We start from the raw sequence: 18,726 nt of genomic DNA on the forward strand, positions 1-18,726 counted from the left end.
ATACGAATCAACCGGTGCGCGCGCGGGTCTGCTTCCCAGCGCACTCGCCACTGCCGCCCCCGACATTGACCAACGCCCGGTGACTGCGCTCACGGCGTCGACGCTTGTCGACCAGAGGCGGACACTGGCGGTCGTTCCAGTAGATGACCTGGCAGTCCAGGCAGTGGTGGCACTCGTTGGGATCGATCTCCCCGGTCGGCCCGATCGCCCGCACGTGACAGGCGACCGCGCAGATCTGGCAGGGCCGCCCGCACTCCTTGCGCCGGCGCAGCCAGTCGAGCAGGCGCAGGCGCGCGGGGATCGCGAGCGCCGCCCCCAGCGGGCAGACGTACTTGCAGTAGAACTTCGGGTTGACCACGGAGATCGCGATGAACCCGGCGGCGTAGAGCACGAACGGCCAGGCGCGGTCGAACCGCAGGGTGATCGCCGTGCGGAAGGGCTCCACCTCGGCATAGGGCCGCACGAGGGTGAGTGACTCCAGGGACAGCCCGAACAGGGCGAGAAAAATGACGTACTTCACCGCCCAGAGGCGCTCGTGCACCACGGCAGGTAGCTCCAGCCGCCGGATACCCAGGGCCCGGCCGGCGTAATTGGCCAGCTCCTGCAATGCCCCGTAAGGGCACAGCCAGCCGCAGTAGACCCCCCGCCCCCAAAGCAGCATGGCCACCGCCACGAAAGACCACAGAATGAACAGCAGGGGATCGGCGAGGAACGTCTCCCAGCGGAAATCGTGGGTCACGGCGTGGAAGAACGTGAGGACGTTGAGCACGGACAGCTGGGCAAGGCCCCACCAGCCGATGACCGTGGCCGTGAACACGAGAAACCCGCGACGAATCCAGCCGATCAGACGCGGGCGGCGGACGAACCAGTCCTGGAAAACCAGTACGACCAACAGCATGCCCAGGCCGGCGAGGAGCAATCCGATGGCCACCGGACGCGAGCGCCAGGCGTGCCGCCAGGCCGGCGCCGTTTCCGCTCCCTCCCGTGCGTTTCCGAGCAGTCCCCGGGAAACGGCGACCTCGCGGGCCGCGGCCTCGATCGACGCATCCAGCGCCATGGCCGTGATCGTTGCGCCGGTGAGCCCGTCGAGGGTGACATACCCTTCACGCTCGACGCCGCCGATCTGGGTACGATAGCCGAGATCGAGGTCCCGATACTGCGCGACGAACCTGGCGAGCTCGGCCTCACTGACACCGGCACCGAGAATGGGCTCCTGGTGCGCAACGATGTGCAGGCCCGCGATACGGCCGCTCGCATCCACGCCCACCAGCGTCGAGACCGGCCGGCCCGAGTAGCCGGGAATATCCACGACGCGGTCGGTGAGCAGCACATAGCCGACCCGCTCACCACCCGCGTAAACCGCGGCCGCCGGCGGATCGCCTTCGAGGGGGCCGATGCGGTCGCTTTGCGGGAACACCGCTCCAACATGCGCCGCCCAATCGGGTTCCGCCGCCCGGGCGAACGCCGGCAACGCGGCGAGGGTCAACAGCACGAGCACCATCGCGAGCCATCGACGTGGCGTGATCCGTCCCCGTGGTGCCTGATTTGTGCGCCCCCCGATCATGGACGCAAACCGTAGGCGTCCCGGCGAATAGCGACCTTGATTCACATCAACGCCAAGTCACGAACGCCGCGTCGCCACCCCCCGGGACGTTCCCTTGGCGAGTAATGGGTCAGATAACCGCCGTTGGGAATCCCCCGGGTTGGCTCGGTCATGCCTTGCACCGCCACATCGGCGAGTGGGCTGCAGGATGAATCTGGACGGGCCCCGGGGGCGATTCTTCGCTCGACGCCGTGAAGCGCTTCAGAGAATCAAGTCGTAGCGGGCACAGATAGCATTTAGGTGTGGGCTATACCGCCAGCTCTGAGAGTCCGCCCATTCGAGGCTGGACTGAGCGCGGTCGAAAACGGCGACACCGAACTGATCATTGTCGTGTCGAACCCGGTATATGAGTCCGGCGGGTTCGTCGGGATGGTCACGGATTGCTTGCGCCCATGCCTGCGCTTTCGCCATCTCGCCCGCGCTCATGGCTGCCGTCGCGCCGAGTCGGCTCAGACCGCTTCCGTAGCATGCCACCATGGGGAGGGCTTCGATAATCTTGATCGATGCAAGCGAGCGATATTCGAGCTCGGTTGCGTCAACGAAATCACCGCGGCGCTGACGCAAGAATGTTTCGGCAAACGCCCCTTCCGGCGAAAGCGCGCAGTAACAGACACCGAATCTCGACGAAGGGTCGTCGAAACGATTCTTGGGGTGCCCGACACTGAAGAATAATGGCTCGTACCGCCGCTGGTGCGAGCGGTACAAGAACCAATCCGCTTCCAGAGTCTCGATGGGCAGGCGTCGCGTCGCAAAATCCCCTGGCGGAAATTCGCTAGGCGGCACCCTGCTCTCCGTAAAGTGTTGCGGCTTCTCTCACTTCATCGATATCGCCTTGTAGAAGCGCATCTACCGGGCGACGGTTGTCCAGGCGGGGCTCGGGAGAGAGCAGCCAGTTCAGCCGCATCCAGGGGCTGTCAACCGACAGCGCCCTAAGCACACGCCGCAGCCCCTTCAACTCCTGACCTTCGTGGAACTGCACAGCGGGCAGCAGAAACCGCTTGCCGGAACGGATTGCAATGAGACTGCCGCTACGGCTGGCCTTGCGGACCGACTCAGGGGTAACCCCCAACAGCTTGGCGGCCTCGTCAACGGACAGGGTGCCTCCGGCCCGCTCCAGCAGGTCTTTCCTAAACTGCACCCCCCGCAGGCGCGACTTCTCCACCGCGGTCAGCTCGCGCGCGAACGTCTCTTCGATGGCCAGTGTCGTAACCGTACCGATGTCATCTTCGGCAAGCGCGCGTGCCACAACGTCATCAGACGCACCGGCCACCAGTGCCTCCAGACGACGAGCCAATGCCTCGCGAGGTGACGGCGAATGCGGGTATCCACCCTTGCCGTGCTGCAGTATCCCCGCATGCTGCTTTGCTGCCTCGGTTGCCGCTCGCCTGGCGGCGCCAGGTGCCCCTGGATAGTCTCGTTCCGACGCATCGCGCACAGTCATCGCGTAATGCTCCGAATGGTTGTGATGAGCCAAATTATATAGAATTTGCACCAGCACAACCACTACGGAACAAGCGCAGGCGCCGACGAATGACCGATCCGGTAAGTGAACAATCGCGGCTTTCGGAGAGCGACGGCGAACCGGCACCGGCGGCCGATCGTCCCCGGCCCGCCCGGCGGTGGCCTCGCTATGGCATTGCGGCGGCGTTGCTGTTCGTGCCCTTGTCCGTGCCGGCCATCGAAACACTCACACTGCGCGCCGGCGACATCACTTTCGCCGGCGGCGCGATTCATGATGCAGAGGTGGCATTCGACCTGGCCGCGGATCGTCTCACGCTGAGCGCCGCGCGCATGGCACTGGACGTGGCGAAGCAACCTCCCGTGACGGACCTGCGCGTCACCTGCACCGCCCCCACGCTGGCCGGCACGGTCCGCGGCTGTGAAAACGCGGAAGTAAGCGCGAGCTGGCCGCCCCTGGGCGCCGTGAGCTTCCGGGCGGACATCGCCTACCAGCCGGCCTCCGGCGCCATCGACGTCACGGTGCAAGACCTGCCGGTGGGGGACGGTCGGCTTCGAATCGCTGCCCATGACGGCCCGGAGGGCTGGCGAGTCAACCTCCAGGGACAGCGTCTGCCGGCGGCCCGCCTCGCCGGCATTGCCGGCCGGCTTCCCGAGGGATGGCAAGTCGACGCCGGCACCATGAGCGTGAATGCCACGATCAGCGCCACCCCTGACGGCGTCGTGCGCAGCGCCGGCGAAATCAACGCCGACGCCCTCGCCTGGAGCAACGCCACCGGGCTGCAGGCCGCCGAGGGACTCGAGGGACGCCTTGGCTGGGCAGCACGCCGCAGCGGCGCCGAGTGGCACGGCCAGGGGGCGCTCTCCCTTCCCCGGGGCCAGATTTATTCCGACCCGGTGTTCGTCGACTTCGCCGGCCAGCCACTGACGGTGAACACAGACGTCGTGGCGCCGGCCGGCTTCGCGACCCTGCGTCTGGAGCGTCTGCGGCTCGCTCACACCGGCGTCGCCGAGGGCCAGGGAGAGCTGGAATGGCAAGCCGGCGCCGGGGTGATCCAGGCCCGCTTCCAGCCCCTGACCCTGCACCTGCCCGCGGCCTACGAGCGCTATGCGCAGCCGTTTCTGGTGGGAACACCGGCGGGGACGCTCACCACCGCCGGCGAGGCCACGTTGACTCTGGACTATGCCGGCGGCGAACCCCGGAGCGCCAGCCTCTCCCTGGAGGGTGTGGATCTCGCCGCCGGCGCACAGCACGGTTTACGCGGGCTGACGGGCCGGCTGCATTGGCGCGCGGAGCCGCTCGAAGCACCGCCGGCGAGCGAGCTCCGGGTTGCGGGCGGACGACTCTACGGCGTGGACGTCGGCGCAACGGAGATGGCCGTGCGCCTGCACGGCGACGGCCTGGCGCTGCAGGCGCCGGCCCGCATCCCGATCCTGGACGGTGCCCTGGAAATCAACCGCCTGGCGCTGGACGACCTTACGACCGAAGCGCCGAGCGGGGAGATCGACGCGCGCATCGCCCCCATCAGCCTGGGCGAGCTCACCCCCGCCTTGGGCTGGCCCAGGTTCGCCGGCAGCCTCTCCGGCCGCCTGCCCACGCTACGCTATGCCGACGGCGTGGCGACGCTCGGCGGCGCGCTCACGCTGCAGGCGTTCCAGGGCGAAGTCCGCGTGAGCGAGCTCGCCCTGACGGATCCCCTGGGCACCCTTCCCCGCCTCACGGCCGATGTGAGCGTCGACGGCCTGGACCTGGAGACCCTCACGCGCGCCTTCGAGTTCGGGCGCATCACCGGCACGCTGGACGGAGAGATCACCGATCTGCGCCTGCTCGCCTGGGAACCCGCCTCGTTCCGGGCCTGGTTCCACACGCCGGAGGACGACCCGGTGCGCCACCGCATCAGCCAGCGCGCCATCCAGGCGCTGTCGGATATCGGTGGCAGTGGCGCGGCGGGCGCGCTCTCCCGGGGTTTTCTCCAGGTGTTCGAGGATTTCGGCTACCGCCGCCTGGGGCTGGGTTGTGCCCTGCAGGACGACGTCTGCCTCATGCGGGGCGTCGCTCCGGCGGAAATCGGCTACTACATCGTCGAGGGCGCGGGCCTGCCCCGGGTCGACGTCATCGGCCACGCCCAGCGCGTGAGCTGGTCCACCCTCATCGAGCAGATCAAGAGCGTCACCGGCGACCGCAAGCCGGTGGTACAGTGACACGCGACCATCGCCACTCAAGACCAAGGAGGCCCCGAGTGCGTCAACTCAAAGCCTTGAGCATCGTCCCCGTGTTCCTCGTGCTCGCTGCCTGCGTGACCATCAACGTGTACTTCCCCGCCGTGGCCGCAGAGAAAGCCGCCGACCGCATTATCGAGGATGTCTGGGGGCCGAAGGGCGAGCGTCCCGAGGGCGAGGACGGTGCGCCGGAATCGGAGACCGAACCACAGAGCCGGGCACCGGAGGCATCCCTGCCCGTGGCCATGCGCGTGCTCAACGTGCTAATCGCCCCGGCCCATGCGCAACAGCCGCGGATCGACATCTCCACGCCGGCGATCAAGCGGCTGACGGCGTCCATGGAGCAACGCCACCAGCAGCTTCGCCCGTACTATGCCTCCGGCGCCATCGGGCTGACCCGGGATGCGCTGGTGACCGTGCGCGATCTCAATGCCGTGCCCCTGCCCGAACGCGGCCAGGTACGCCAGCTCGTGGCCGCGGAGAACGAGGATCGCAAGGCCCTCTACCGCGAGATCGCCATCGCCAACGATCACCCGGAGTGGGAAGACCAGATCCGCGACGTGTTCGCCGGCCGCTGGGTCAGCAACGCCCAGAGCGGTTGGTACTACCAGAACGACAGCGGGGCCTGGGTGCAGAAATAGCGCCCGCGCAGACGCGGCCGGCGGCGCGCCGCCGCCGGCTCATTCCGGCAGCGGAATGAACTCGTCGTCCCCCGGCACCGGGTCGAAACGGCCCGCCCGCCAGTCCGCCTTCGCCTGTTCGATGCGCTCGCGGGAGCTCGCCACGAAGTTCCACCAGATGAAGCGCGGGCTTGCGATTGCCTCGCCGCCGAGCAGCATCGCGTGCGCCGCGCTCCGGGCGCGGAACGGCACCGCATCACCCGGGCGGAAAAGCAGCATGCGGCCCGGCGTGAACACCTCACCGGCGATCTCGATCTCCCCGGCCACCAGGTACATCGCCCGCTCCTCGTGCTCCGCCGGCAATACCAGCGACGCCCCCGGATCCAGATGCACCTCGGCGTAGAAGAGGCCGGAAGCCGTCACCACCGGAGCGCGCTCACCGTATAGCGTCCCCGCGATCACCCGCACCCGGGCATCGTCGTCCGCCAGCAAAGGCAGCTCGTCGCTACCGTGATGAACGAACGCCGGGGCGGAATCCTCCTGACCATCCGGCAACGCGACCCAGGACTGAATACCGGCAAGGCGCGACGGCCCCGAACGCACCGCCGCGGGCGTGCGTTCGGAATGAACGATGCCGCGACCGGCGGTCATCCAGTTGAGCTCGCCGGGCCGGATCGGTTGAACGCTGCCGAGGCTGTCGCGATGCATCAGCTCGCCATCGAACAGGTAGGTCACGGTCGCCAGGCCGATATGCGGGTGTGGGCGCACGTCGATGCCCTCGCCGGCCTCGAACGCCGCCGGCCCCATCTGATCGAAGAAGATGAAGGGGCCGACCATCTGGCGCCGCGCCGCCGGAAGCACGCGACGCACCTCGAAACCACCAAGGTCACGTGCACGGGGAACGAGCTCCGCTTCGAGCGCGGGGCAGCCACCGGGCTCGCCGGCGGGTTCTTCAGCAGGCAGCCAGCTCATGAGGGGTACTCCATGGTCTTCGATCTCAAACAAGCATAGACCCCGTCCGCGGTCGGACACAGGGCAATGGCGGCGCCATCCGCCCGTCACCGATGCGCGCCCATGCCGGGTACCTTCGACAGTCGATCACAGTTGACAGGCGCGTGCCTTTGCTGAGAGTTTCAAAAGCGCAGGGTGTGAGTAAAGCGTTGCTAAATCGATTCAACAAGCGCCACAGCCTGCTCATACGAACAAATGGCTTCGTCCTTCGAAGCCATCACAAGTCGGAAGGAGGAGAGTCATCATGGTCTTCGACTGGATGCACCGCGTAGTGGTGAGGGGCGCGCTCGCCCTCGGCGTGGCGGCCGTCCCGTTCGGCGTCTGCGCCCAGGACAATGAGCCGCCGACCATCGGGGTCGTCGCCAAGGTCGGCGGCATTCCCTGGTTCAACGCCATGGAAGACGGCATCGAGGAACGCGCGGAGGCGCTCGGCGTCAATGGCTTCATGGTGGGGCCGACCAGCGCCGATCCGGCGCTGCAGGTGCGCGCCGTGGAGGACCTCATCGCCCAGGGCGTGGACGTCATCGGCATTGTTCCCAACGACGCCGAAGCCCTGGAGCCCGTGCTCGGGCGGGCGCAGGAAGCCGGCATCACCGTGATCTCCCACGAGTCCCCGGGCCAGGAGAACGTCGACTGGGACTTCGAGCTCGCCTCGGCACAAGGCTTCGGTGAAGCCTACGGCAAGCGCCTGGCGGAGCTCATGGACGGCAAGGGCAAGTACGCCGTTTTCGTCGGCTCGCTCACGGTGCCACTCCACAACGCCTGGGCGGACGCCGCGATCGCCTATCTCGAGGAGAACCACCCGCAGATGACGCAGATCGGCGAACGCTACGGCGTCGCCGAGGACGTGGACCAGTCCCGCCGCACCACACTCGACCTGATGCGCGCCAATCCGGACATGAAGGGCGTGCTCGCCTTCGGCAGCCAGGGCCCCATCGGAGCCGCGCGCGCCGTCGGCGAGCGCCGCAAGGGCGGCGAGATCGTCGTGCTCGGTCCGTTCTCCCCCGGACAGGGACGGCGACTCGTCCACGACGGCCTGCTCGCCGGCGGCTTCATGTGGAACCCGAAGCAGGCCGGTGAAGTCTTCGTCACCCTCGGCACCATGCTCAGTCGCGGCGAGACCATCGAGGACGGTATGGAGATCGAGGGCCTCGGCACCGTCCATCCGGACTTCGAGGGCCGCGACATCATCGTCGACGAGCTGGTGCCCCTGAACGAGAACACCGTCGACAAGCTCGCGAAGATGGGTCTCTGACCGGGGGGCACCAGCCATGCGGACTGAATCAGCCCCGAACGATCGCACGCCGTTGCTGAGCATCGGCAACGTCTCCAAGCGCTTCGGTGGTGTTCAGGCGTTGAAGTCCGTCTCCTTCGAGATCGACCCCGGCGAGGTGGTGTGCCTCGCCGGGGAGAATGGATGCGGGAAATCGACGCTCATCAAGATCGTCAGCGGCGTACATGCTCCGGAACCCGGCGCGACCCTGCGCTTCGACGGGGAACCCGTCACCGGGCTCACGCCGGCGGCGGCACGCGCCTTCGGCATTCAGGTGATATGGCAGGACCTGGCGTTGTTCGCCCACATGAGCGTCGCCGAGAACATCGCCTTCGAGGCCAACCTGGGCGGCCGCCCCCGACTCGTGGACCGGACCACGATGCACCACCGGGCCTCGGAGATTCTCGGGCGCCTCGGCGTCGAGCTCGATCTCGACCAGCCGCTCCACCGCCTGTCCATCGCCCAGCGCCAGATCGTCGCCATCGCGCGGGCACTGGTGGCCGACGCGCGCCTGGTGTTCATGGACGAGCCCACTGCCTCGCTGACCCGGGCCGAGACCGACGCGCTGCTGGGGATCGTCCGTCGCCTTTCGCACGCGGGCATCGCGGTGGTTTTCGTCAGCCACCGCCTGGCCGAGGTACTCGCCGTGTGCAGCCGCGTCACCGTGCTGCGCGACGGCGAGTACGTCGGCACCTTCCCCACCGAGGGCATGACCCAGAGCCGGCTCACCGAGCTGATGACCGGCGGCACCTTCGACGAGTCGGTGCATGCCGGCCGCACCGATATCGGCGCACCGGTTCTCGACGTCGACGGTCTCAGTCGCGCCGGCGAATACGAGGACATCAGCTTCGAGCTCCACCGCGGCGAGATCCTTGGCATCACCGGGCGTCTCGGCGCCGGGCGCACCGAGCTCGCGCTGTCGCTGTTCGGCATGACACGACCGGATGCCGGCCGCATTCACCTCGACGGGCGCCCCCTGGGCCTGCGCTCCAACCGCGACGCCATCGCTTCAGGCATCGCCTACGTCTCCGAGGACCGTCTCGCGCTGGGCCTGATACAGCAACAGTCCATCGCGAGCAATATCGCGGTCACCGTTATCGACCGCCTGCTCGATGGCCTGCGGCTGCTCTCACCGGCGAAGACACGCGCGGTCGTGGGCGAGTGGGTACAACGGCTGGCGGTGAAAGCCGGCGATACGGACGACCCGGTCTCCACGCTCTCCGGCGGCAACCAGCAGCGCGTGGTGCTCGCGAAATGGCTGGCGACGAACCCCAGAGTGTTGATTCTCGACTCCCCCACGGTAGGCGTCGACGTCGGCGCCCGCGCCGGGATCTTCGCGATCGTCCGCGAGCTCGCCGCCCAGGGGATGGCCATCGTGCTCATCTCCGACGAGACCCCGGAGGTCTACTACAACGCCGAGCGCGTGCTGCACATGCGCGACGGCAGGCTGGTGGAGGCCTTCGTCCCCGGCGAGGTACCGCTTGCCCGGATCGAGGAGGCCGTTCATGAATAAACGCGACGCCCTGAGGTGGCCGCGCATCGAGTCGACGGAGAAATGGCTGCTCGGCGTCATCGCCGCGCTGTGCGTTTTCCTGTCGCTGACCACCGATACGTTCCTGACACTGGTCAACTTCGCCGACATCCTCAACTACTCGGCCGTGAGCATCATTTTCGCCGCCGGCCTGCTGGTGGTGCTGATCGCCGGCGGCATCGACATCTCGTTCGCGGTGGCCGCCTCGGTGGTCCAGTACCTGGTCGCGCTGACGGTGATGCAGCTCGGCGGCGGCAACTGGGCGGTCGGCTTCGTCCTCGCCACCGCCTACGGCTTCTGCCTGGGCGCCATCAACGGCGCGCTGATCCATCACCTGCGCATCATTTCCATCATCGTGACCATCGCCACGTTCAACATCTACTTCGGCGGGCTGATGTATTTCACCGAGGGGCGGTCCATTTATTTCCTGCCGGACTGGTGGGTGGACCGGGTGATCGTGCTGGAGCACGAGACCGCCATGGGCTACGCGGAGATCACGCTGCCCGTCGTCGTCATGGTGGTGGCGGTCGCCCTGACCTGGCTGCTGCTGCGACGGCTGAATGTCGGACGCCAGCTCTTCGCCATGGGCGACAACCCGGAAGGCGCCCGGCGGCTGGGTATCAACATCGCCGCCATGCACTATCTCGCCTACGGGTGGCTGGGCGCGATGGCGGGCATCGCCGGACTCATGCAGGCCCACTATGCCCAGGAGGTGGTGCCGAACGCGCTCTACGGCCGGGAGCTCGAAGTACTCGCGGCCGTTGTGCTCGGCGGCGCCCGCCTTGGCGGCGGCCGCGGTACCCTGCTCGGCGCCGTGCTCGGCCTGATGCTCATCACCCTCACCCGCAACGGGCTCACGCTCATGGGCATTTCGCCCTACGCGTTCAAGATGATCGTCGGCGGCATCATTCTCGTGGCGATCGCGCTTTCCAACGAGGGCATGAGCATGCTCGTCGAGCGGGTACGCAGCGCGCGGCTGGCCGGAGGTTCCCGATGAACGGCCTGATCGCACGACTCCACGACGACGTCCGCAACGCCTCCGCCGGTATCCGCGAGATCCTGGGATTGATCGCCGTGCTGATCGCACTGGTGGCCCTGTTCGGGCTGACCACGGAGCGCTTCCTCTCCCAGGCGACGTTCACCTCCATCGCGTTCCAGTTGCCGGTGCTCGGTCTGCTCGCGCTGGCGATGATGATCCCCATGCTGACGGCGGGCCTGAATCTCGCCATCACCTACAGCGCCAACTTCTCCGCGCTGGTGTTCGCATGGACCATCCAGGCGGGCGGCGGCCCCGACGCCGGCACCGGGGTCTTCATCCTGGCCGTGGCGGCTTCATTGGTCAGCGGCGCCGTCATCGGCTGGCTCATGGGCGTCATCATCGCCCATACGCGGGCACACCCGATTCTGGTGTCGCTGTCGATGATGATCTTCCTGCGCGGGCTGGGCGAGTTTCTCACCCGCGGCGGCGACGTCTCGGGCTTTCCGCCCATCGTCGCCACGCTGGGCCAGGGCCTGCTGCTCGGCATCCCGCTGCCGCTGTGGATCTTCGGCGTCTGCGTGGCGCTGTGGACGTTGATCCTCGGCCGCACCCGGCTCGGCTTCAATATCTACCTGAGCGGCTCCAACATCGAGGCGACGCGCTACTCCGGGGTCGACACGACGCGGGTGATCACACTGGTGTACACGCTCTCGGGGATCATGTGCGCAGTGGCCGGCATGGTGATGCTGGCACGCTTCAACTCCGTGCGCGTCGGCCACGGCGAATCCTACCTGCTGATCACCGTGCTCGCCTGCTTTCTCGGCCGCGTCGACCCGTTCGGAGGCTTCGGCCGGGTTCTGCCGGTGCTGATCTCGCTGGTCATCCTCCAGGTGATCGGGTCCGGCCTCAATCTACTCGGCACCAACCAGCACCTCGCCACGGCGCTGTGGGGCCTGCTGCTCGTGCTCGTCATGGCGCTGCGCTTCGCGTGGGCGTGGTGGCAGCAGCAGCGCGGTCCCCGCCGTGCGGCCGGCCCCGGCGGGTCGCGGCCGGTGAAGCCGGATCACCCCATCGTCAACGAGAGGCAGACAGAGTCATGAATCAGCTAGGTGTACACGCCCTGGTGTGGGTCGGCGACGTGCACAAGGCATCCATCGAGCAAGCCGTGGCGAACAGCAAGACAGCGGGATTCGACCTACTGGAGCTGTCGCTGCACGATACGACCACGCTGGATGTCTCGCACGCACGCGAAGTGCTTGCAACACACGGGCTGGAAGTCGCCTGTTCCCGCGGATTGGCGTTCGATGCCGACGTCTCCAGCGACGACCCGGATACGGTGGCCCGTGGCGAGACACTGCTCCACGATTCCCTGGAGGTGGCCAACGACCTCGGCGCGAAGACCCTGTGCGGCGCACTCTACAGCGCCCTCGGCAAGTACGACCGGCCGGTCACCGCGAAAGGCCGCGCCAACGCGGTGGGCGTACTCCGCGATCTGGCCGGCGCGGCGCGGGGCAAGCACATCGATCTGGGCATCGAGGTGGTCAACCGCTATGAGTCCAACGTCATCAATACGGCACGCGAAGCCCTCGACTTCATCGACGATATCGACGCCGATAACGTGTTCGTGCACCTGGACACCTACCACATGAATATCGAGGAATCGGACATGGCCCAACCGGTGCTCGACTGCGGCGACCGCCTCGGGTATGTCCATGTCGGCGAAAACCACCGCGGCTATTTGGGCGCGGGGGCGATCGATTTCACCGCCTTCTTTCACGCCCTGAACCGTATCGGCTACCGTGGCGGCATTACCTTCGAGAGCTTTTCCTCCGAGGTGGTCATGGCGGGGCTGTCCAGTGACCTGGCGATCTGGCGCAACCTGTGGACGGACAGCATGGACCTGGCCTGCCAGGCCCGTGAGTTCCTCAACGCCAAGCTGACGGCGGCCCGCCATGCATGAGCCGCCCCCCGCCGACAACGATACGGGCGGCCTCGACCGCGACGTGATCGAGCACGCCCGGGCATTGATGGAGCGCGGACCCCGGCAGCTGCTGGGCATTGTCGGAGCGCCCGGCGCCGGCAAATCGACCCTGGCCGAGACCCTCGTCTCGGCCCTGGGCCCGGCGGCGCAACTGCTGCCCATGGACGGCTACCACCTGTCCAACCGGGAACTGCAGCGCCTGGCACGCAGCGAGCGCAAGGGTGCACCGGATACCTTCGACGCCCATGGCTACCTGGCGCTGCTGCAGCGGCTGCGGACACCACGCGCCGGCGAGACGGTCTACGCCCCGGGGTTCTATCGCGACATCGAGGAGCCCATCGCGGCCTCCATCGGCGTACCGCCCAGCGTCCGACTCGTGGTGACGGAAGGCAACTACCTGCTCCTCGACCACGCACCATGGAGCGCAATCGCCGACACGTTGGACGAGACCTGGTATCTGCACGTGGATCCCCCACTGCGCCGGCAGCGTCTGGTGGCACGTCACGTGCGTTTCGGCCGCAGCCCGCCGGCGGCCCGCGATTGGGTCGCGAGCGTGGACGAACCCAATGCGGCGCTGATCGCCGCCAGCCGGCCGCGCGCCTCCCGCGTGCTCACCTGGCAGGACGGGCCGGACGCCCGCTTCGTGCCGGACACAGATCCGGCGTCCTGAACCAGGACACTGATGCCCGTCCCCGACGTTCCGTGGGTCATGCTGAGGACGGCGTAAGCCGCTGACACGGAGCCACATTGAGGCGGACGGGTCAAAACATCATGTCGCGCTAGCTCAGTGACGTGATCTCGAACGTCGTGGGGATCTTGATGAACGGGTACGGCGGCTCGCCCGCCCGGGCGACCTGCACGAAAGCCTCTTCGATCATCGCCTCGACGTTCTGACGCATCATCAGAATGGAATACGGCAGCGCGGCGGCGAAAGGATCCCAGTCGAAGCAACCGAGAATCACGCGGTCCTCGATGGGCTCGGCGAGCTCGCTCGCGAGACCGATGACCCCCTCCAGCGCGGTGATCGAGTTGATGAAAAGCCCCGGCGGCAGACGGCCGAGCGCCTGCACCAGCCGTTTGGCCTCCCGCCGCGCCGCATCCGGGGAATAGCCACAGCAGTGAATGCGGTGCTCGTCGACCGCGATGCCCTGCCCTTCCAGCGCCTCGTTGAATCCGGCGACACGCTCGTCCGTCGCGTAGTCGCCGGCACGGCCGCCGAGAAAACACAGCGCCTCAGCGTCCTCACCGCGGCTGCGCATGGCGGTGATGATCGCTTCGGTAAGCTCTCGGGCCCCGGCGCGGCTGTCCGAGACCACCGATGGCGCGTGCTCGCCGGGCAGATCGAGGTTCACACAGGGAATACGGTGCGCCCGGCAGAGATCGTTGAGGGGTTCCGGCCGATGCACGCCGGCGATGAACACGGACTCCACGCGCTGGGAGAGCAGCGCCTCCACCACGCCGCGCTCGTTGTCGCGGTCGCGCTGGGTGCTTACCACGATGGGGCACAGCCCATGCCGCCGTGCCGCCGCCTCGAACGTCTCCGCCAGGCTGGCGAAGAAACGATTGCGATAGTGCGGAATGATCATCCCCGCCAGCCCCGAGCGGGACAACCTCAGCCCGCGGGCGAGCATGTTGACGTTGTAATCGAGGCGTACCGCGGTATCGAGTATGCGCTCGGCGGTCTCCGGCTTGATGCGGTACTGCTTCCAGCTACCGTTGAGAACCATGCTCACGGTCGCCGACGAAGCCCCCGCCTCCCTGGCGACATCGTAGATGGTCGTCTTGCGTCTTCCGCCCTCACGCGACATACAGGCAAGCCTATCGGCAGTCGATTACGCGCCCCGATTCTATACTACCCGGGCCGTGGGATATTCCATCGCGAAGATCCCCCCGCGCGCCACCGGCTCGAAGGGGACTCGCTGCAGTCACGCGGCGCCCTACCGGGCACATGACGTGCATGGTGGTCAGACCACCGGGTGGATGTGCTACATTGGTCTGACCAATGCGAGGAGGTGAGGTGATGGCGGTGCACTCCCACTACCGCAGCGAGGATACGGGCTTCGAGGTCGACGCCGACGACCTCATCAAGCGCCTGAGCGAGATTCTCGCCGGCGAAAGCCTGATCGTCCACGAGGCCGGGCGCCGGGCCTACGAATGCGACGGGCTCGCCGTCTACCGGCAGCTGCCGCTGGTGGTGGCGGTCCCCGAAACCGTCGAGCAGGTCCGCGCGGTACTGCGCGTGGCCAATGAGCTCAACGTTCCGGTGGTGGCCAGAGGCTCGGGCACCAGTCTCTCCGGCGGTGCGCTGCCCCATCCCCAGGGCATCCTGCTGTCGCTGGCGAAGTTCAACCGCATTCTTTCCCTGGATCCGGAACGCCGCATCGCCCGGGTTCAGCCCGGTGTACGCAATCTCGCCATCTCCGAGGCGGCCGCCCCCCACGGCCTTTACTACGCGCCAGACCCATCGTCGCAGATCGCCTGCTCCATCGGCGGCAACGTCGCCGAGAACGCCGGCGGCGTGCATTGCCTGAAGTACGGCCTGACCGTGCACAACGTGCTCGAAGTCACCGCCGTGACCATCGATGGCGAAGTGGTCACCATCGGCTCGGAGGCGCCGGACACCCCAGGCTACGATCTGCTCGCGCTGATGCACGGTTCCGAGGGCATGCTCGCGGTAATCGTGGAGATCGCCGTCAAGCTGCTGCCGGAACCGCCCACCAAGGCGGTGCTCATGGCCTCCTTCGACGACGTGGAAAGCGGCGGCCACGCGGTTGCCGCCATCATCGCCGGTGGTATCGTCCCCGGTGGACTGGAGATGATGGACGGCCCCGCGATCCAGGCCGCGGAGGATTTCGTCCACGCCGGTTACGACACCGACGCCGCGGCGATCCTGATCTGCGAGCTCGACGGCACCGATGCCGAGGTGGATGACCAGCTCGAAACCGTGCAGGCGCTCATGCGCGAACACGGCGCCACGCACATACAGGTCGCCGCAGACGAGGCCGAGAAGGCCCGCTTCTGGGCCGGCCGCAAGGCCGCATTCCCCGCCGTCGGCCGCATATCCCCGGACTACTACTGCATGGACGGCACCATTCCGCGGCGGCAGCTCGCTTACGTTCTGCGGCGCATCAACGAACTCTCCGAGGAGTTCGGCCTGGGCGTGGTCAACGTCTTCCATGCCGGCGACGGCAACCTCCACCCGCTGATCCTCTTCGACGGCAACCGCCCCGGCGAGCTGGAGACCGCCGAGGAGTTCGGTGGCCGCATCCTGGAGCTGTGCGTCGAAGTGGGTGGCACCGTCACCGGCGAACACGGGGTGGGCCTGGAGAAAATCAATCAGATGTGCGTGCAGTTCCAGCCGCGGGAGCTCAACCAGTTCCACGCGCTGAAGAACGCATTCGACCCGCAACGCCTGCTCAACCCGGGCAAGGCAGTGCCGACGCTATCCCGCTGCGCTGAATTCGGCGCCATGCATGTCCACCAGGGCCAGCTCCCTCACCCCGAGCTGGAGCGATTCTGAGCACACCATGCAAAACGACAGTGATCGAACCGACTCCCTCGCCGCCGCCGTCAGCGACGCCGCCGGCGACCGCCGGGCGCTGGAGCTGCGCGGCAGCGGCAGCAAAGCCTTCTACGGCCGTCGTGCCCGTGGCGAACCGTTGAATATCGCCGAGCACCGCGGCGTGATCAGCTACGAACCCACCGAGCTGGTGCTGACCGCCCGTGCCGGCACGCCGCTCGCCGACATCGAGGCCCTGCTCGCCGACAACGGCCAGATGCTCGCCTTCGAGCCGCCGCAGTTCGGCGGTGCGGGCACGCTCGGCGGCGCCGTCGCCGCCGGCCTCTCCGGCCCGCGGCGACCGTTCACCGGCGCGGTGCGCGACATGGTGCTGGGCATCCGGCTGATCAACGGCCGCGGCGAGGCAATGCGCTTCGGCGGTGAGGTGATGAAGAACGTCGCCGGCTACGACGTCTCGCGCCTGGCGACGGGCGCCATGGGCACGCTGGGCGTGATCCTCGACGTCTCGCTGAAGGTGCTGCCACGCCCGGAGACCGAGACCAGCGTGCGCCTGGAGCTGCCGTGGTCGGCGCTTTACGCACGGATCGAGCGCTGGCTGCGCGCCGGTATCCCCGTCTCTGCGGCGATCCACGACGGAACCTCCGCCTGCATCCGTCTCTCCGGCACGGTGTCGGGCGTCAAACAGGGCCTCGCCGAGATCGGCGGCGACCGCCTCGACGAAGGCGCCCGCTTCTGGGCCAGCTGGCGCGACCAGTCGCACCCGTTCTTCGGTGCTGCCCTGCAAACGCCGCTATGGCGTATCGCCCTGCCACCGGGACGCGCACCGGAAGGCCTGCCCGGCGACCTCGCTGCCGACTGGGCAGGGCAACAGCTGTGGCTGAGAAGCGACGAGCACCCCGAACACATCCGTGAGCTGGTGGAGGCAGTCGGGGGCCATGCCACCTGGTTCCGTGGTGGCAATCGCGACGGCGAGGTCTTTCACCCGTTACGCCTGACCCTCGCCCGCCTTAATCAACGCGTGAAGGCAGCCTTCGACCCGCAGGGCATTTTCAACCCCGGACGCCTGTATCCGGAGTGACGTACCATGCAGACACATCTCGCCGATTTCATCCGTGACACCGACACCGGTCGGGAGGCCGACGCCATCCTGCGCCGGTGTACCCACTGCGGATTCTGTCTCGCCACCTGCCCCACCTATCAGCTCTGGGGGGACGAACTGGACAGCCCGCGCGGGCGTATATATCAGGTCAAGCAAGTCCTAGAGGGCGCAGAACCCACGGAGAGCCTGCAGGTCCATCTCGACCGCTGCCTGACCTGTCGCGCCTGCGAGACCACCTGCCCGTCCGGTGTCGAATACGGCCGGCTGGCGGATCTCGGCCGCGAGATCGTCGAGCGCGAAGTCCCCCGAGCCCCGGCCGACCGCCGCCTGCGCTGGCTGTTGCGCCAGGTCGTACCGCGCCGCCGGCTCTTTGCGGCGCTGCTCACGCTGGGCCGCAGTGTGCGTCCGGTCGTACCCGCCCGGCTGCGGGAGAAGATCCCGCCCCGCCGTCGCGCGCCGGCCTGGCCCCACGGCCAGCGCGAGAAGTCCGTACTGATGCTGGAAGGTTGTGTGCAACCGAGCCTGGACCCGGTGATCAATCCCCAGACCGCCCGCATCGCGGATGCCCTCGGCTTCCAGGTGATCCGCACCCCCGAGGCTGTGTGCTGCGGCGCCGTCGACCAGCATCTGGGCGCCCCGGAAGCAGCGCGCGAGCACGCCCGGCGCAACATCGACGCCTGGTGGTCCCATGTGGACGCCGGCGCGGCGGCGATCGTCGTCAATGCGAGCGGCTGCGGCACCCAGGTCAAGGACTACGGTCATCTGCTCGCCGACGACCTGGACTACCGGGATCGCGCCGAACGCATCAGCGCGCTCGCCGTCGACCCGGTGGAGTTCATCCAGGGGTGGGCGGATTATCTGCGGCCGGACGACCGGGCCCCGCGGCGCATCGCCTTTCAGAGCCCCTGCACCCTGCAACACGGCCAGCGCCTCGCCGGCCGCGTGGAGGCCCTGCTGACGAAAATCGGCTTCGAGCTCACGCCGGTAGCCGACGCCCACCTGTGCTGCGGCTCCGCGGGCACCTACTCGGTGCTAATGCCCGAGGCGGCCAAGGACCTGCGCGCGCGCAAGCTCGGCAACCTCACCGCCGGCGAGCCAGAGCTCATCGCCACGGCCAACATCGGCTGCCTGACCCATCTGCAAGAAGCGAGTGCGGTGCCGGTGCGTCACTGGCTGGAGCTGGTGCGGGTCGATAACCCTGCCGGCAACGGATAAGCGGCCAGGCTCGGCCTGAAATGCCTCCGCTACACCGGAGCGGCCGCGGGACCAGGTGCTGAAAGTAGCTCGCAATACCGCCGAGCTCATAGCGCAGGGACGGGAGATCACTTACTAATTGTCGAGACTCGGGTGATCGTATACCAATTTTCGAAATAACTCGGGCCGATCCCGTTGCCATGCCTTGAGGGTCTGCACCGGCGTTCGGTGATGCAG

General features: G+C 67.5%; 16 protein-coding genes and 1 pseudogene. 11 read left to right on the forward strand and 6 right to left on the reverse strand.

Annotated features, from left to right (window positions below):
- Window positions 1–7: 7 nt before the first annotated feature.
- From ACPEES_RS01370 to ACPEES_RS01380, 3 genes are all read right to left on the reverse strand, one after another.
- Window positions 8–1,501 carry a 4Fe-4S binding protein gene (locus ACPEES_RS01370; protein ID WP_435100189.1) on the reverse strand — a complete coding sequence of 498 codons (1,494 nt, stop codon included), beginning with the start codon at window positions 1,499–1,501 and terminating at the stop codon, window positions 8–10.
- 303 nt (window positions 1,502–1,804) lie between these two features.
- Entirely contained in the window at window positions 1,805–2,386 is a 582-nt protein-coding gene (locus ACPEES_RS01375) for an RES family NAD+ phosphorylase (RefSeq protein ID WP_435100191.1), read from the reverse strand.
- The gene (locus ACPEES_RS01380; RefSeq protein ID WP_435100194.1) at window positions 2,376–3,044 is read right to left on the reverse strand and encodes an excisionase family DNA-binding protein; all 669 of its coding nucleotides are present in this window, start codon (window positions 3,042–3,044) and stop codon (window positions 2,376–2,378) included. Before ACPEES_RS01380 ends, ACPEES_RS01375 begins: the two co-directional genes overlap by 11 nt.
- Before the next feature lie 89 nt (window positions 3,045–3,133).
- Between ACPEES_RS01380 and ACPEES_RS01385 the strand changes: the two genes are divergently transcribed.
- The gene (locus tag ACPEES_RS01385; protein WP_435100197.1) at window positions 3,134–5,263 is read left to right on the forward strand and encodes a hypothetical protein; all 2,130 of its coding nucleotides are present in this window, start codon (window positions 3,134–3,136) and stop codon (window positions 5,261–5,263) included.
- Window positions 5,264–5,301: 38 nt separating this feature from the next.
- Window positions 5,302–5,922, forward strand: coding sequence for a YdbL family protein (locus ACPEES_RS01390; RefSeq protein WP_435100200.1), 621 nt, complete (start codon window positions 5,302–5,304; stop codon window positions 5,920–5,922).
- Window positions 5,923–5,961: 39 nt separating this feature from the next.
- Here ACPEES_RS01390 and ACPEES_RS01395 read toward each other — a convergent pair whose 3' ends face one another.
- Window positions 5,962–6,873 carry a pirin family protein gene (locus tag ACPEES_RS01395; protein ID WP_435100203.1) on the reverse strand — a complete coding sequence of 304 codons (912 nt, stop codon included), beginning with the start codon at window positions 6,871–6,873 and terminating at the stop codon, window positions 5,962–5,964.
- A gap of 283 nt (window positions 6,874–7,156) precedes the next feature.
- Here ACPEES_RS01395 and ACPEES_RS01400 point away from each other — a divergent pair, with 283 nt between their 5' ends.
- From ACPEES_RS01400 to ACPEES_RS01425, 6 genes are read left to right on the forward strand one after another with little or no spacing between them, the layout of a single operon-like run.
- The gene (locus ACPEES_RS01400; protein ID WP_435100206.1) at window positions 7,157–8,167 is read left to right on the forward strand and encodes a substrate-binding domain-containing protein; all 1,011 of its coding nucleotides are present in this window, start codon (window positions 7,157–7,159) and stop codon (window positions 8,165–8,167) included.
- A gap of 16 nt (window positions 8,168–8,183) precedes the next feature.
- Window positions 8,184–9,698 (forward strand): sugar ABC transporter ATP-binding protein, encoded by a 1,515-nt coding sequence (locus ACPEES_RS01405; protein ID WP_435100209.1) that lies wholly within the window; start codon window positions 8,184–8,186, stop codon window positions 9,696–9,698.
- Window positions 9,691–10,713 carry an ABC transporter permease gene (locus tag ACPEES_RS01410; RefSeq protein WP_435100212.1) on the forward strand — a complete coding sequence of 341 codons (1,023 nt, stop codon included), beginning with the start codon at window positions 9,691–9,693 and terminating at the stop codon, window positions 10,711–10,713. Before ACPEES_RS01405 ends, ACPEES_RS01410 begins: the two co-directional genes overlap by 8 nt.
- Window positions 10,710–11,795, forward strand: coding sequence for an ABC transporter permease (locus tag ACPEES_RS01415; RefSeq protein ID WP_435100215.1), 1,086 nt, complete (start codon window positions 10,710–10,712; stop codon window positions 11,793–11,795). Before ACPEES_RS01410 ends, ACPEES_RS01415 begins: the two co-directional genes overlap by 4 nt.
- The gene (locus tag ACPEES_RS01420; protein ID WP_435100218.1) at window positions 11,792–12,655 is read left to right on the forward strand and encodes a TIM barrel protein; all 864 of its coding nucleotides are present in this window, start codon (window positions 11,792–11,794) and stop codon (window positions 12,653–12,655) included. The genes ACPEES_RS01415 and ACPEES_RS01420 overlap by 4 nt, the downstream gene beginning before the upstream one ends.
- A complete protein-coding gene (locus tag ACPEES_RS01425; protein ID WP_435100221.1) occupies window positions 12,648–13,346 on the forward strand; it encodes a nucleoside/nucleotide kinase family protein in 699 nt (232 codons plus the stop codon). The genes ACPEES_RS01420 and ACPEES_RS01425 overlap by 8 nt, the downstream gene beginning before the upstream one ends.
- 109 nt (window positions 13,347–13,455) lie before the next feature.
- Here ACPEES_RS01425 and ACPEES_RS01430 read toward each other — a convergent pair whose 3' ends face one another.
- Entirely contained in the window at window positions 13,456–14,484 is a 1,029-nt protein-coding gene (locus tag ACPEES_RS01430) for a LacI family DNA-binding transcriptional regulator (protein ID WP_435100224.1), read from the reverse strand.
- Between the two features lie 212 nt (window positions 14,485–14,696).
- Here ACPEES_RS01430 and ACPEES_RS01435 point away from each other — a divergent pair, with 212 nt between their 5' ends.
- From ACPEES_RS01435 to glcF, 3 genes are read left to right on the forward strand one after another with little or no spacing between them, the layout of a single operon-like run.
- Window positions 14,697–16,196, forward strand: coding sequence for an FAD-linked oxidase C-terminal domain-containing protein (locus tag ACPEES_RS01435; RefSeq protein ID WP_435100227.1), 1,500 nt, complete (start codon window positions 14,697–14,699; stop codon window positions 16,194–16,196).
- 7 nt (window positions 16,197–16,203) lie between these two features.
- A complete protein-coding gene (gene glcE, locus ACPEES_RS01440; RefSeq protein ID WP_435100230.1) occupies window positions 16,204–17,274 on the forward strand; it encodes a glycolate oxidase subunit GlcE in 1,071 nt (356 codons plus the stop codon).
- A gap of 6 nt (window positions 17,275–17,280) precedes the next feature.
- The gene (glcF, locus tag ACPEES_RS01445) at window positions 17,281–18,510 is read left to right on the forward strand and encodes a glycolate oxidase subunit GlcF (RefSeq protein WP_435100233.1); all 1,230 of its coding nucleotides are present in this window, start codon (window positions 17,281–17,283) and stop codon (window positions 18,508–18,510) included.
- A 114-nt stretch (window positions 18,511–18,624) separates the two neighbouring features.
- On the opposite strand, the pseudogene ACPEES_RS01450 reads toward glcF, so the two are convergent.
- Window positions 18,625–18,726, reverse strand: a pseudogene (locus ACPEES_RS01450) (IS481 family transposase); the annotation flags it as partial.

Origin of the sequence: Arhodomonas sp. AD133 (assembly GCF_051195215.1) — a bacterium.
Classification (GTDB): Bacteria; Pseudomonadota; Gammaproteobacteria; order Nitrococcales; family Nitrococcaceae; genus Arhodomonas.